Origin of the sequence: Flavobacterium sp. ASV13 (assembly GCF_000745775.1) — a bacterium.
Classification (GTDB): Bacteria; Bacteroidota; Bacteroidia; order Flavobacteriales; family Flavobacteriaceae; genus Flavobacterium.
Genome location: NZ_JQJY01000002.1, coordinates 516,755 through 530,807, shown reverse-complemented (window position 1 = coordinate 530,807; position 14,053 = coordinate 516,755). Strand labels below are relative to the sequence as shown.

Annotated in this window: 14 protein-coding genes; 2 read left to right on the top strand and 12 right to left on the bottom strand. The window is 34.2% G+C overall.

The window, feature by feature from the left end:
• Window positions 1-80: 80 nt before the first annotated feature.
• The 10 genes from nuoH to aspS form a co-directional block, all read right to left on the bottom strand.
• Complete coding sequence (nuoH, locus tag GQ47_RS06060; RefSeq protein ID WP_193745210.1) at window positions 81-1,139, bottom strand: NADH-quinone oxidoreductase subunit NuoH; 1,059 nt, start codon at window positions 1,137-1,139, stop codon at window positions 81-83.
• Window positions 1,139-2,170 carry an NADH-quinone oxidoreductase subunit G gene (locus GQ47_RS06055; protein WP_035646230.1) on the bottom strand — a complete coding sequence of 344 codons (1,032 nt, stop codon included), beginning with the start codon at window positions 2,168-2,170 and terminating at the stop codon, window positions 1,139-1,141. Before GQ47_RS06055 ends, nuoH begins: the two co-directional genes overlap by 1 nt.
• Before the next feature lie 93 nt (window positions 2,171-2,263).
• Window positions 2,264-3,634, bottom strand: coding sequence for an NADH-quinone oxidoreductase subunit NuoF (gene nuoF, locus GQ47_RS06050; RefSeq protein WP_035646227.1), 1,371 nt, complete (start codon window positions 3,632-3,634; stop codon window positions 2,264-2,266).
• Window position 3,635: 1 nt separating this feature from the next.
• A complete protein-coding gene (locus GQ47_RS06045; RefSeq protein ID WP_035646225.1) occupies window positions 3,636-4,166 on the bottom strand; it encodes a complex I 24 kDa subunit family protein in 531 nt (176 codons plus the stop codon).
• Between the two features lie 42 nt (window positions 4,167-4,208).
• The gene (locus tag GQ47_RS06040) at window positions 4,209-5,447 is read right to left on the bottom strand and encodes an NADH-quinone oxidoreductase subunit D (RefSeq protein ID WP_035646222.1); all 1,239 of its coding nucleotides are present in this window, start codon (window positions 5,445-5,447) and stop codon (window positions 4,209-4,211) included.
• 25 nt (window positions 5,448-5,472) lie between these two features.
• Window positions 5,473-5,994 (bottom strand): NADH-quinone oxidoreductase subunit C, encoded by a 522-nt coding sequence (locus GQ47_RS06035; protein WP_035646220.1) that lies wholly within the window; start codon window positions 5,992-5,994, stop codon window positions 5,473-5,475.
• A 1-nt stretch (window position 5,995) separates the two neighbouring features.
• Window positions 5,996-6,544 (bottom strand): NADH-quinone oxidoreductase subunit B, encoded by a 549-nt coding sequence (locus tag GQ47_RS06030; RefSeq protein ID WP_035646217.1) that lies wholly within the window; start codon window positions 6,542-6,544, stop codon window positions 5,996-5,998.
• Window positions 6,545-6,692: 148 nt separating this feature from the next.
• Window positions 6,693-7,058 carry an NADH-quinone oxidoreductase subunit A gene (locus GQ47_RS06025; RefSeq protein WP_035646215.1) on the bottom strand — a complete coding sequence of 122 codons (366 nt, stop codon included), beginning with the start codon at window positions 7,056-7,058 and terminating at the stop codon, window positions 6,693-6,695.
• Between the two features lie 243 nt (window positions 7,059-7,301).
• On the bottom strand, window positions 7,302-7,496 hold the full coding sequence (locus tag GQ47_RS06020) for a cold-shock protein (RefSeq protein ID WP_007137066.1): 195 nt from the start codon (window positions 7,494-7,496) through the stop codon (window positions 7,302-7,304).
• 307 nt (window positions 7,497-7,803) lie between these two features.
• Window positions 7,804-9,555 (bottom strand): aspartate--tRNA ligase, encoded by a 1,752-nt coding sequence (aspS, locus tag GQ47_RS06015; protein ID WP_035646214.1) that lies wholly within the window; start codon window positions 9,553-9,555, stop codon window positions 7,804-7,806.
• A gap of 159 nt (window positions 9,556-9,714) precedes the next feature.
• On the opposite strand from aspS, the gene GQ47_RS06010 reads away from it, so the two are divergent.
• Together GQ47_RS06010 and GQ47_RS06005 are read left to right on the top strand one after the other, a co-directional pair.
• On the top strand, window positions 9,715-10,713 hold the full coding sequence (locus GQ47_RS06010; protein WP_035646212.1) for a TlpA family protein disulfide reductase: 999 nt from the start codon (window positions 9,715-9,717) through the stop codon (window positions 10,711-10,713).
• Between the two features lie 211 nt (window positions 10,714-10,924).
• Window positions 10,925-11,272, top strand: coding sequence for a toxin-antitoxin system YwqK family antitoxin (locus GQ47_RS06005; protein WP_035646207.1), 348 nt, complete (start codon window positions 10,925-10,927; stop codon window positions 11,270-11,272).
• A 53-nt stretch (window positions 11,273-11,325) separates the two neighbouring features.
• On the opposite strand, the gene GQ47_RS06000 is transcribed toward GQ47_RS06005, so the two are convergent.
• Together GQ47_RS06000 and GQ47_RS05995 are read right to left on the bottom strand one after the other, a co-directional pair.
• Window positions 11,326-12,435, bottom strand: coding sequence for a PepSY-associated TM helix domain-containing protein (locus GQ47_RS06000; RefSeq protein ID WP_035646205.1), 1,110 nt, complete (start codon window positions 12,433-12,435; stop codon window positions 11,326-11,328).
• A 64-nt stretch (window positions 12,436-12,499) separates the two neighbouring features.
• On the bottom strand, window positions 12,500-14,050 hold the full coding sequence (locus tag GQ47_RS05995) for a PepSY-associated TM helix domain-containing protein (RefSeq protein ID WP_035646201.1): 1,551 nt from the start codon (window positions 14,048-14,050) through the stop codon (window positions 12,500-12,502).
• Window positions 14,051-14,053: the final 3 nt, after the last annotated feature.

Sequence of the window (14,053 nt, the reverse complement as noted above, 5' to 3'; positions counted from 1 at the left end):
ACTATTATAATTTATGATTCAAAATTTGATCATTCAAACTCAAATCTATTTTGTTTTTTATTTGAAGCTAATTACGGTTCTTAGAATCCTAAAGCTGCTGCGATATCGTGTCTTAAAATAACAGCCCCCGTAATCATAATATTAATAATCGAAAGCGGAATCAAAATTCTCCAGCCTAAGTTCATTAATTGGTCATATCTAAATCTTGGAATTGTCCAACGTACCCACATGTAAAAGAATATGAAGAAACATATTTTTACAAATAATACCGCAATTCCTAATAAGTTAGCCGTATTTACACCAACATTTTCTACCATCCATTGCATTCCAGGATAGTTGTAACCACCAAAGAATAATACAGAAATAATAGTAGCAGAAGTAAACATACTTGCATATTCAGCAAATAAATAGAATCCCATTTTCATAGAAGAATACTCTGTATGATAACCTCCAATTAATTCGCTTTCACATTCTGCTAAGTCAAAAGGCGTTCTGTTAGTTTCAGCAAATGAACAAATAAGGAAAATTAAAAATGATAATGGCTGATAGAAAACATTCCAGTTCATCCCTTGTTGCTGTAATGACATTTCTTTTAAACTCATTGTTCCGGTCATCATCAATAATGCAATCATTGATAATCCCATTGCAACCTCATAAGAAACCATTTGAGAAGCAGCACGAACAGCTCCCATTAATGAGAATTTATTGTTAGAAGCCCATCCACCAATCATGATACCGTAAACTCCAACAGAAAGAACTCCAAAAATGTATAATAAAGCAATATTTACATCGGTTGCCTGAAGAATAACTTCTCTTCCAAAAATTACTAAATGATCTCCCCACGGAATTACAGCACTTGTCATTAAAGCAGTACTCATAGCAATTGCTGGACCTACAACAAATAAAAATCTATTAGGAGTATTTGGAAAAAATTCTTCTTTAGAAAATAATTTCATACCATCAGCAAGAGGTTGTAATAATCCTCCCCATCCAGCGCGGTTTGGTCCAACACGATCTTGAAGGAAAGCTGCAACTTTACGCTCAGCCCATGTAGAATACATCGCCATAATCATTGTTACAGCAAAAACTACAACAATTACAACACTTTTTTCTATAATAAACGCACCATCTACCATCATTAAGAAATTTTGTTGTTAGTGTTTAATGGAATTTCAGCCATACTAATTTTTTTACGGTCAATATCTCTACCCATAAGAATATTCTTTTCAGTATCGATTTGTACTTTCTCTAATTTTTGAGTGTAGTTATTTTGGTTGATAACAGAATCTTTTTCAAATTCTCTTGGTCCTTCAATAACCCAGTCATTTACATCTTTGTGATCAAAACGGCAAGAGTTACAAATGAATTCTTCAACTTCATGATATTCATCTTTACGACCCGTTACACGTTGAATTTCTCCACCAAACATCCAAACAGTTGTTTTACCACAACATCCTGGAGTCGTACATTCTCTGTGTGCGTTATAAGGTTTGTTAAACCAAACTCTTGATTTAAAACGGAAAGTTTTGTCTGTTAAAGCTCCAACCGGGCAAACGTCAATCATGTTTCCAGAAAACTCATTGTCGATTGCTTTAGAAATTCCAGTTGAAATATTAGCGTGATCACCACGATCTAATACTCCGTGAACTCTGTTGTCTGTCAATTGATCTGCAACTTGTACACATCTTTGGCATAAAATACAACGGTTCATATGCAGTTGAATATTTGGACCAATATCTTCTGGTTCAAATGTTCTTTTTTCTTCAATAAAACGTGACTTCGGATTTCCGTGCTCAAAACTTAAATTTTGAAGATCACATTCACCAGCCTGATCACAAATTGGGCAGTCTAATGGGTGGTTGATCAATAAAAATTCTGTTACAGATTTACGGGCTTCCGTTACTCTGGCAGAAGATTTACTATTTACTTCCATTCCGTCCATACATCCTGTTACACAAGATGCCATTAATTTTGGCATTGGTCTTGGGTCAGCCTCACTACCTTTAGAAACTTCAACTAAACAACAACGACATTTTCCGCCGCTACCTTTTAATTTTGAGTAATAGCACATGGCTGGCGGAACCAAATCTCCACCAATCATACGTGCAGCCTGCAGGATTGTTGTTCCTGGCTCTACGTCTATACTTTGACCGTCTATGGTTACTTTCATCTCTTTATGATTTGAATGTTGAAAGTCGGAATATTTCAAAGAATTGCTGTCCTTTTTAATATTATGAACTTTATAACTTTCTGCTTTTTATTTTTATACGATTACCTTACCGCCTACTAAATGTTTTACTTGTGAAAACGGTTCAGCTACAAAGTGATCTCTATTTTTAATTTTTTCCGGGAAACGAACGTGATATTCAAATTCATCTCTAAAGTGACGAATCGCTGCTGCTACTGGCCAAGAAGCGGCGTCACCAAGTGGACAAATTGTGTTTCCTTCGATTTTACTTTGAATGCTCCACAATAATTCGATATCTTCTTCACGGCCTTGACCGTTTTCGATTCTCCATAAGATTTTTTCCAACCATCCTGTTCCTTCACGACAAGGCGTACATTGTCCGCAAGATTCGTGGTGGTAGAAACGAGCAAAGTTCCAAGTGTTTCTAACAACACAAGCAGTGTCATTGTAAACAATAAATCCTCCAGAACCTAACATAGATCCGGTAGCAAAACCACCATCACTTAAAGATTCGTAAGTCATTAAACGATCTTCTCCATTTGCTGTTTTGAAAATCAATTCAGCTGGTAAAATCGGCACAGATGAACCTCCTGGTACAAAAGCTTTTAATGGTCGGCTTGAAGACATTCCTCCTAAATATTCATCAGAATTCATGAATTCGTCTACGCTTAAACCTAATTCAATTTCGTAAACACCAGGATTTTTGATGTGTCCAGAAGCAGAAATTAATTTAGTTCCAGTAGAACGACCAATTCCAATTTTAGCATAATCGTCTCCAGAATTGTTTACAATCCATGGCACCGTTGCGATAGTTTCAACGTTGTTTACCACTGTTGGATTTGCCCAAAGTCCTGAAACCGCTGGGAAAGGTGGTTTAATACGAGGGTTTCCTCTTTTACCTTCCAAAGACTCAATAAGTGCAGTTTCTTCTCCACAGATATAAGCTCCAGCTCCACAGTGAACGTGAAGTTCAAGGTCGTAACCTGAACCTAATATATTTTTTCCTAACCAGCCTGCAGCTTTAGCCTCGGCGATTGCTCTTTCTAAAATTTTGAAAACCCACATATATTCTCCACGAATGTAGATATACGAAAGGTTTGCTCCCAAAGCGTAACTTGAAGTAATCATTCCCTCGATCAATAAGTGAGGAATAAATTCCATCAAATAACGATCTTTGAAAGTTCCTGGTTCAGATTCGTCAGCATTACAAACTAAGTGTCTTGGTTTTCCTGATTTTTTGTCAATAAAACTCCATTTCATTCCGGCAGGGAAACCCGCACCACCACGACCACGAAGACCTGATTTTTTTACTTCTTCAGTAACTTCATCCGGCGTAAGTGTTTTTAAAGCTTTTTCTACAGAAGCATAACCGCCATTTTGACGATAAACTTCGTAGGTTTTAATTCCAGGAATATTGATTTTATCTAATAATATTTTTTGTGACATCTTATTTATCGTGTAATATTATTTTATCATCTTTACAATCAGCGATTAACTGATCGATTTTTTCTTCTGTCAATTTCTCTTTGTAGAAATCGCCTAACTGCATCATTGGAGCATATCCGCAAGCACCTAAACATTCTACACCAGCAATAGTGAACATTCCGTCTGCGGTTGTTTCGCCCATTTTAATGCCTAATTTTTCAGAAGTATAATCCATTAAATTTTCGGCACCACTTAAGCAACAACAAGAAGTCTGGCAAAATTCAAACATGTATTTTCCAATTGGCTTTTGGTTGAACATGGTATAAAAAGTAACCACTTCATAAACTTCAATTGGTTTGATCTGAAGGATTTCAGCAACTTTATCTTGTAGTTCAATACTAAGCCAGTTGTTGTGAGCATCCTGAACTTCATGCAAAACAGGCAATAAAGCCGATTTTTGTTTGCCTTCAGGATAATGACTAATCAATTCATTGATACGAGCGATCAATGCCTCAGTCATATTTATTTCTTGTTTGTAATGTTTTCTTTCCATTTTATTCTTGTTTTGCCACAAAGGCGCAAAGGCACAAATTTTTTAGGCGTCTAATTCTCCTGCAATTACATTTAAACTTGATAAAATAACAATTGCATCAGAAAGCAACGATCCTTTAATCATATCCGGATATGCTTGATAATAAATAAAGCAAGGTCTTCTGAAATGTAATCTATATGGAGTTCTGCTTCCGTCAGTAACTAAATAAAAACCTAATTCTCCATTTCCACCTTCAACAGGGTGATAAATTTCTGCAACTGGTACAGGAACTTCTCCCATTACGATTTTAAAATGATAAATTAGAGATTCCATATTATTATAAACATCTTCTTTTGGAGGAAGGTAATAATCAGGAACTTCAGCGTGATATTCGTTTCCGGCTGGCATTTTTTCTAAAGCCTGACGAATAATGCTTAAACTTTCCCAAACTTCAGCATTACGAACACAGAAACGATCGTAAGTATCACCTGACTTTCCAACAGGAATATTAAAATCAAAATCTTCATAAGAAGAGTAAGGCTGTGCTACACGTACATCGTAATCAACTCCTGCAGCACGTAAGTTAGGACCTGTAAATCCGTAAGCCATTGCTTGTTCAGCTGTGATTGCACCTACGTTTACAGTTCTGTCAAGGAAAATTCTGTTTCTTTCGAATAAGTTTACGAACTCTTGCCAAGCAACAGGAAATTCTTCAAGGAAAGTATCTAGTTTTTTGAAAGCTTCTGGTGACCAGTCTCTTTCGAAACCACCAATTCTTCCCATATTGGTTGTTAAACGAGCTCCACAAATTTCTTCATAAATCTCGTAAACTTTTTCTCTAAATTGAAAAACGTATAAGAAACCAGTATACGCACCAGTATCTACTCCAAGAATTGAGTTACAAATTAAGTGATCCGTAATACGAGCAAGCTCCATTACAATAACTCTTAAATATTGTGCTCTTTTTGGAACTTCAACACCTAACAGTTTCTCTAATGTCATCCACCATCCCATATTGTTAATAGGAGAGGAACAATAGTTCATACGGTCTGTAAGGGGAGTAATTTGGTAAAAAGGACGATTTTCGGCAATTTTTTCGAAAGCCCTGTGGATGTAACCAATAGTTGGTTCAGCCTCTAGAATTCTTTCACCATCCATTAATAGGATATTTTGAAAAATACCGTGAGTCGCAGGGTGAGTTGGACCTAAATTCAGTACCGAAAGCTCGCTTCCGTCTTCGTTTAGTTTCTCCTTAATTATTTTAGCATAACGATGCTCTGGTGGTAATAATAGTTCTGACATTTTATAATGTTGAATTATTTATTTTTTAGCAATTTGTTGTTGTTCTTCCAAAGAATCTGTCGTCTTTATCAGTTCTTCCGCTGTCTTCCATTGGGAATTCTTTTCTCATTGGGAAAGACACCATTTCATCCATATTTAAAATACGTTTCAATTGCGGGTGACCAATAAAATTGATTCCGAAGAAATCGTATGTTTCTCTTTCCATCCAGTTTGAACTCAAGAAAATATTTGAAACAGTTTTAATTTCTGGTTTTTCGCCGTCTAAATAAACTTTAATTCTGATGCGTTTGTTTTCGATCCAATTGTGCATGTGGTACACTACTGCAAATTGACGATCTAGTTCGTTATCTGGATAGTGAACTCCGCATAAATCTGTTAAAAAGTTAAATTGCAGATCAGCATCATTTTTTAAAAACAGAATTAACGCTGTGATTTTGTCAGCAGTTGTTTCTATTGAAAAAATATCTCTTTCTTGTTGAAAGTTGAAAACATTCGTATCAAATGTTTCAATAAGTTTATCTTGAATCAGGGTATTTTCTAAAGCCATCTTATGAAATGTTATAGGAAGCTAATAATTCTTGGTATTCTGGAGAGCTTCTGCGTCTAACAGATTCGCTTTTTACCAATTCTTGTAATCTCATTACACCGTCTACGATTTGTTCTGGTCTTGGTGGACATCCTGGAACGTAAACATCAACCGGGATTACTTTATCAATTCCTTGTAAAACCGAGTAAGTGTCGAAAATACCTCCTGAAGAAGCACAAGCTCCAACAGCAATTACCCAGCGTGGTTCAGACATTTGTTCGTAAACTTGTCTTAAAATTGGAGCCATTTTCTTTGAAATAGTTCCCATTACTAATAACATATCTGCCTGACGAGGAGAGAAACTCACACGTTCAGAACCAAATCGTGCCAAATCGTAATGTGAAGCCATTGTTGCCATGAATTCGATACCACAGCATGAAGTCGCGAAAGGAAGCGGCCATAATGAGTTAGCTCTTGCTAAACCAACAACATCGTTAAGTTTTGTAGCGAAGAATCCTTCTCCTACAACTCCCTCTGGCGGTGCAACCATATTTACTTTTGAATCGCTCATTTTTATTTTAGATTTCTGATTTTAAATTTTAGATTTTTGAAATCTTGAAAAGTAAAATCAATTTTTTAAATCAACTTTTTATTCGAGGATTAGATTTTTAATTCTAATTCATTTTAAAGATTAGAAGTCTAAATCTAAAATCTCTAATTTATTCCCACTCTAAAGCTTTCTTTTTGATGATGTAAAAGAAACCAACTAAAAGCAAAGCCATGAAAACAATCATTTTAAGCATTCCTTCGATACCTAAATCTTTAAAGTTTACCGCCCAAGGATAAAGGAAAATTACTTCTACGTCAAACAAAACAAATAAAATAGCAACAAGAAAGTATTTTACCGAAAAAGGGATACGTGCATTTCCAACAGATTCGATTCCGCACTCAAAGTTTTTGTCTTTAACTTCAGAGGTTCTTTTTGGACCTAATTTTCCAGAAATAATAATTGTTCCTACTACAAAACCAACAGCCAGAATGAACTGCATTAAAATTGGAATGTAACTGTATTGATCAGATTGCATAAACTTAGGGTTTTTACTTAAAGAATAAGCCACAAAGATAACTTTCAACTATGTAAATCACAAACTAAAGAGGGATATAAGTATGTTGCGAAACGAGGTTTATATCTAATTTTTATTGATTATAAATAAGAAGGTCTTTTTTTAATATTTTTTTAAGAAATGGACAAAAAAAAACGTTTCGAAATTAATCGAAACGTTTTTAAAACCATTCAGAGGCAAAAAAAATAAATTGCTATATTTTTCTTAGATTACTGCTACTTTAGCAGCAACTTTCCCTTTTCTTCCTTCTTCTTCTTCATAGCTTACACGGTCACCTTCGCGTAATTCTTCCGCGTTAATTCCTGAAGCGTGAACGAAGATGTCCTTTCCTGTTTCTTCGTCTGTAATGAATCCATAACCTTTAGATTCATTGAAAAATTTTACTGTACCTGTACGCATTGTAATTGTAATAATAATTTATAATAAAGCAAATGTAACATATTAACTAATACAAAAGACATGTACGTGTTAATTTTTTGTAAAAATTATTGATTTACAGTGTTTTTACGTGGTTTATTGCATCTATTTTTATATGAAATACCCTTATTTGAGAATTGTTAATTGTAGGAATATACGAAAAACCGAATTGTAGGAATTTTTTATCTTGATAAGTGTAAAATTTGCAATTATTCTTAAAGATTTAGAAATAAAAAAAGCAGCTGAAATTTTCAACTGCTTTTTTAGTATGATTTAATTTTTTTAAGATTTAAATAGCATCAATTTTAATGTGTAATTCTTTTAATTGCGCATCATCAATTGCTGCTGGAGCATCGATCATTACATCACGTCCAGAATTGTTTTTTGGGAAAGCAATGAAATCTCTAATGGTTTCCTGACCTCCAAGAATTGCAACTAATCTATCCAAACCAAAAGCTAAACCTCCGTGTGGCGGTGCTCCAAATTGAAAAGCATCCATTAAGAATCCGAATTGCGCTTTTGCTTCTTCTTCGGTAAATCCTAAATATTTGAACATTAATTGCTGTGTTGCTTTATCGTGAATACGAATTGATCCTCCACCAATTTCATTTCCGTTTAAAACCATATCGTAAGCATTTGCACGAACTTTTCCTGGTTCTGTTTCTAACAAAGCCATATCTTCTGGTTTTGGAGATGTAAACGGGTGGTGCATTGCATGATAACGTCCGCTTTCTTCGTCAAGTTCCAATAATGGGAAATCTACAACCCATAATGGCGCAAATTCTTCAGGATTACGTAATCCTAAACGAGTTGCTAATTCCATACGAAGTGCTGAAAGTTGTGCTCTAGTTTTATTTGCCGGACCAGAAAGTACAAAAATCATGTCTCCAGGATTTGCTTCTGTTGCTTTTGCCCAATTTGCTAAATCATCATTATCGTAGAATTTGTCTACAGATGATTTGAAAGTTCCGTCTTCGTTGCATTTTACATAAACCATTCCAGACGCTCCAACTTGAGGACGTTTTACCCAGTCAATTAACCCGTCAATTTCTTTACGAGTGTAATTTCCTGCTCCCGGAACTGCAATTCCCACAATTAATTCCGCGGAATTAAATACCGGGAATTCTTTGTGTTGAGCAAATTCGTTTAACTCACCAAATTTCATCCCAAAACGGATGTCCGGTTTGTCATTTCCGTATGTTTTCATAGCATAGTCGTAGGTAATTCTTGGGAATTTCTCTACTTCAATGCCTTTAATCTCTTTCAATAAATGTCTTGTCAAACCTTCAAAAACATTCAAAATGTCTTCTTGTTCTACAAATGCCATTTCGCAGTCAATCTGAGTAAACTCTGGCTGACGGTCAGCACGTAAATCTTCGTCACGGAAACATTTCACAATTTGGAAATATTTATCCATTCCCCCCACCATCAATAATTGTTTGAAAGTTTGTGGAGATTGTGGCAATGCATAAAATTGCCCTTCGTTCATACGGCTTGGTACAACGAAATCTCTTGCTCCTTCTGGAGTTGATTTGATTAAATAAGGTGTTTCAACTTCGCAGAAATCCAAATCAGATAGATATTTACGAACTTCCATCGCTACTTTATGACGGAATAACAAACTGTTTTTTACCGGATTTCTTCTGATATCTAAATAACGGTATTTCATTCTGATATCTTCTCCACCGTCCGTTTCATCTTCAATTGTAAATGGAGGAGTTAATGCTGAATTCAGAATAGTCAATTCAGAAACTAAAATTTCAATTTCACCTGTTGGAATGTTTTTGTTTTTAGCTTCACGCTCAATAACAGTTCCTTTTACCTGAATTACAAATTCACGTCCAAGAGTTTTGGCCAATTCAAAAACGGTTTTATCGGTACGACTTTCGTCGAAAATAAGTTGTGTAATTCCATAACGGTCGCGTAGATCGACCCAATTCATAAATCCTTTATCGCGTGATTTTTGAACCCAGCCCGCAAGCGTAACTTCGGTATTAATATTTGAAGCGTTTAATTCGCCGCAATTATGACTTCTATACATGATCTCAATTTTAGACTGCAAAAGTAAACACAAAATTCAAATTAAAATAGCAAAGTGAGAAGCTGATGTGTATTAATTTTTAAATTTTTTGTTAATTCTGAAATTTTGAAGTACTTATTTCTTTAGATTTGAGATACTAAAAACAAACCTTAATAAACTATGAAACAACTTTTTATTGCTGGAATCGTCCTTTTGAGCACCTTTAATGCCGTTGGACAATCTAAAAAATATGTCACTTTTGAAGCAAATATTGCCAATAGAAATAGCGATGTTATTACCATTATTAATGACGGAAAGATTATCAAAAAGATTAATGTTAATGCAAAAGGAATTTTTAAAGATACTTTAGTACTGAATGGAGGAAGAGGCCAAATGTATGACGGTGTTGAATCGACTGAATTGTTTTTGAAAAACGGTTATGATATTAAGCTTAAAATGGATGCAAAACAATTTGATGAAACGATTGTTTATAAAGGTAAAGGAAGTTTAGAAAACAATATTTTGGCACAACGTATTCTGGCTGATGAAAAACTTTATGATAATAGTGTTGTAAATTTAGATGATGCAGCTTTTAGTAAATTAATTGATGACAAAAAAGCAGCCGATGCAGCTCGATTAAGTAATAAGAAATTAGATCCTGATTTTGTAAAAATTGAAACTGAAAATGGACAGCAAGCAATTGCTGAAATTACAGAACATCGTAACCATGTGTTGGAAATGGCTAAATTGAATAATACAGCATCGCCAGATTTCGAATTTGAAAATCATAAAGGAGGAAAAACAAAGCTTTCAGATTTAAAAGGTAAATATGTTTATATCGATATGTGGGCAACTTGGTGTGGTCCTTGTCGAGCTGAAATTCCTTTTCTTCAAAAAGTAGAAGAAAAATATCATGGCAAAAATATTGAGTTTGTTAGTATTTCAATAGATGCGCCAAAAGATCATGATAAATGGCAGAAATTCGTGGCTGACAAGCAACTTGGAGGAATTCAGCTTTTGGCTGATAATGAGTGGAAATCCGATTTTGCAAAAAGTTATAATGTGATTTCAATTCCAAGATTTATTTTAATCGATCCGCAAGGTAAAGTTGTCAATTCAAATGCTACAAGACCATCTGATCAAACGCTTCAAACACAGTTAGATTCATTATTGAACTAATTTATTTACGAAATCGATAACGTTATCGTAACATTTTGATTTTCATAAATTGCCAATAAAACCAGTGCCTAAGCGCTGGTTTTATTGTTTTATGGAAATTTCCAATGTTAAGTTTTTACTCAATGTTACCAAATTGTTAAGCAAAAGTTTTTTTAATGTAAACATTTGATTATATTTGATAAAGATTTCTTAACATTAAATACCTACAGATATGAAAAAGAGTGTAATTTTAGCTGCGTTGTTGTTCTCTGGAATGTTAATTGCGCAGGAAACTAAACCTGAATTAGAAGCCGTTGGAAATACAGTAAAAGCTACTTATTACTATGAAAATGGTAAAGTACAACAAGAAGGTTTTTTTAAGGATGGTAAGTTGGATGGTGTTTGGGTATCTTATGACGAAAAAGGAAATAAAAAAGCCGTTGGAGAATACACAAACGGAGTAAAAACTGGAAAATGGATTTTCTTTAATGAAGACAGTCTAAAAGAAGTAGCTTATGTTGACAGTAAAGTTAGCTCAGTGAAAAATTTACAGAAAAATGCTTTAGCAAACAGAAATTAATTGATTTCGACAAATTATAAAAAAACCGTCTTGTTAAAAACGAGACGGTTTTTTTATGCTCTTTTTTTAGATTTTTTGCGGCGTCCAAACCAAATTATAAAGCCAGTAACAGGAAGTGCCGACGCAAGCAAACTGACTGTAAAAGCTATTATTTTTCCCGGAAGATCTAAAACTTGTCCTGTGTGAATTCCGTAATTCATTTCGACTACTTGCAGTCCTAAAGTTTTTTTATCAAAAGTTTGACTTTGAATTAATTTTCCGTCAGAAGGATGAAAATAATAATTGCTTTGCTGATCGTATCGCAACGTATGCGGGTATGCGCCTGTACTCACAATATCACCCTTTTGTTGTGGAACCATAACAAAAAACATTTCAGCTTTTGGTTGCAATTTCATTGTTTCAATAAAAGCTTTATCAATTGCAGTAACTGAAGCGGTTTTGAATTTTGTGGTATCAATTACAGGTAATTTTGTTTCAACTGCCTTGTCTCCGCCAAAATTGAATGTTTTGTAAATGCCGTCGCCAACCCATTCGTAGGTAAAAGTTAAGCCAGTAATAGCGAGAATAAGTACAATCAGCGAAATATAAAACCCTGAAGTATTGTGCCAGTCGTAATTTACGCGGCGCCATCTTGCATTCCATTTAATGGTGAAACTTCTTTTGATGTCGCTTTTTCGTTTTGGCCACCATTGAATTATTCCTGAAATTAATAATAGAATAAAAATAATGGTTGCTCCTCCAATAATATGTTTTCCTATATAATCTGGCAAAAGCAAATACAAGTGAATATATTCGACAATAATGAAAAAATCAGTTTTAGGATTTTCGGTTTTTAAATATTGGCCAGTGTAGGGATTAAAATAAAGATATAAGTTCTCTGTATCTGAATAGGTGTAAACAATAGCCGAACGGTTTTTTCCGTAATAGGCAACCATGCTTGTTTTATTCTTAGGAACAATTTCGTTTGCTTTTTCTTTTAAAACAGAAGGTGGAAGGAAAGGTTTGTTTTGAGGTTCAACCAAACGCCATTCTTTGCGAGTAATATCTTTTATTTCATCATGAAAACAGAAAATACAACCCGTAATGCAAACTATAAAAACAATAAGCCCGGAAATTAATCCGAGCCATTTATGTAGAAAACGTATTTTCGTTTTAAATCCCATTTTTTGATTAAAAGCGTAAAATTATACCCAAAATCAATAGAGGACAAATTATTTGAGCTAATTTTTATGATACGACTTTTTTAGGCTTTAAATGATAGGCTACATATAGTGAAATTGAAGCCAGGAAAATCCAGAAAACATCGATAAAGAAAATCTGAACTTTGTTACGCATGAATGAAGTCCAAAACCAATCTCCAGAAACAATTCCGTTCGTAATTGGAATTAAGAATCCTAAAATGCTTCCTGAAATCAGGCAGAATTTATTGGTAAAAGAATCGTTCTTTTTGATGATGAAAAAGATGGTAAGCAATAACCATCCGCCAAAATAAAGTGTAAATAAATTAGATTGGCTTAATGGATAAAATATTTTGCTTCCAATAAAAGCCAAAGCTGTAATTGGATACATACTCAAACAAATTGCCAGATAAATTCGGACAACTGCTGCATTGAAACGTCTTTTCTTTTCTGGAAGATTATTTTTTTGTCTTGCAACCAACCAAATCATCACTCCCGAAATAATTACAAAGCAAGTTATAATTCCTAAAATAAAGCTGATAATTTTTAACGCATAACCGCCATAATCGCCAAAGTGAATTCGGTACAAAACATTTTTCACTATGTCAAGATAGCTTGTTTGTGCTATAGGATCTTTTCTAGCGATTATTTTTCCGTCAGAAACACGATAATCAATTTTTCCTATTCCTGTAAATTTTTTATGATTCAGCATTTCACCTTCAACCAAAACATGCATATTAACATCGCCATAATTTTGGATATATACGCGTGTAACTTCAAAATCGGTCCAATTGCTTTTTGCTTTTGCTACCAGCTGATTTATGTTAAATGGATTTGCTAATTTCTTTTTTTCAAACTTATAATCAGTGTCTGTATATTCCAGTTCTTTATATAATTTATTTTGATCGCCATTATATAAAACCTTTACAGCTGGAGCAACAATTAAGAGTTTAATCATGAAAAATGCCCCCGTTACAGCATAAACAAACTGAAAAGGCAGACCAATCATTCCTAAAGCTGTATGCGCATCTGTCCACAGTGTTTTTAATTTTTCTTTTGGACGGAAAATATAAAAGTTCGATACAATTTTTTTCCAATGCAATAAAACTCCCGTTATAATGGCAAACAGGAAAAATAAAGCCGTAAATCCAGAAAGATAATATCCGGCCGGATAAGGGATTTGAGCCAGAAAATGCAGACGATACAATAATTCTCCCAAAGAATAAGCTTCTTCATAAGTATAGGATTTATAGCTTTTGTTGTCCAGATAAAAGAAATCTCCAAGACGTTGTTTTTTTGGAGCCAATGAGTCTTTTGTTCCTTCAAGTGAAACAGCAACTCGATTTTCTAATGAAGGTTTAGAAATAGTAATATTTCTTGCGTGCAAAACATATTTTTTGTCAAGATGCTGCAGGGCGTTGTTGTAGTCTAACTGAATTTCTTTTGTTTGTGCTGTAGATTCACTTCTTTCCCAATTGACAATTTCATCTCTAAAAAAAGAAAAAGATCCAGCGAAGAAAATTACAAATAGCACTACGCTGATTACAATTCCGCTGACAGTATGTGTATGAAAATAGATATTATAATGACGGTTGTTCATAGA

Excerpts from the sequence above, each read along its gene's own strand:
- nuoH (WP_193745210.1), bottom strand. The coding sequence starts at position 1,139 with ATGATGGTAGATGGTGCGTTTATTATAGAAAAAAGTGTTGTAATTGTT.
- GQ47_RS06055 (WP_035646230.1), bottom strand. The coding sequence starts at position 2,170 with ATGAAAGTAACCATAGACGGTCAAAGTATAGACGTAGAGCCAGGAACA.
- nuoF (WP_035646227.1), bottom strand. The coding sequence starts at position 3,634 with ATGTCACAAAAAATATTATTAGATAAAATCAATATTCCTGGAATTAAA.
- GQ47_RS06045 (WP_035646225.1), bottom strand. The coding sequence starts at position 4,166 with ATGGAAAGAAAACATTACAAACAAGAAATAAATATGACTGAGGCATTG.
- GQ47_RS06040 (WP_035646222.1), bottom strand. The coding sequence starts at position 5,447 with ATGTCAGAACTATTATTACCACCAGAGCATCGTTATGCTAAAATAATT.
- GQ47_RS06035 (WP_035646220.1), bottom strand. The coding sequence starts at position 5,994 with ATGGCTTTAGAAAATACCCTGATTCAAGATAAACTTATTGAAACATTT.
- GQ47_RS06030 (WP_035646217.1), bottom strand. The coding sequence starts at position 6,544 with ATGAGCGATTCAAAAGTAAATATGGTTGCACCGCCAGAGGGAGTTGTA.
- GQ47_RS06025 (WP_035646215.1), bottom strand. The coding sequence starts at position 7,058 with ATGCAATCTGATCAATACAGTTACATTCCAATTTTAATGCAGTTCATT.
- GQ47_RS06020 (WP_007137066.1), bottom strand. The coding sequence starts at position 7,496 with ATGCGTACAGGTACAGTAAAATTTTTCAATGAATCTAAAGGTTATGGA.
- aspS (WP_035646214.1), bottom strand. The coding sequence starts at position 9,555 with ATGTATAGAAGTCATAATTGCGGCGAATTAAACGCTTCAAATATTAAT.
- GQ47_RS06010 (WP_035646212.1), top strand. The coding sequence starts at position 9,715 with ATGAAACAACTTTTTATTGCTGGAATCGTCCTTTTGAGCACCTTTAAT.
- GQ47_RS06005 (WP_035646207.1), top strand. The coding sequence starts at position 10,925 with ATGAAAAAGAGTGTAATTTTAGCTGCGTTGTTGTTCTCTGGAATGTTA.
- GQ47_RS06000 (WP_035646205.1), bottom strand. The coding sequence starts at position 12,435 with ATGGGATTTAAAACGAAAATACGTTTTCTACATAAATGGCTCGGATTA.
- GQ47_RS05995 (WP_035646201.1), bottom strand. The coding sequence starts at position 14,050 with ATGAACAACCGTCATTATAATATCTATTTTCATACACATACTGTCAGC.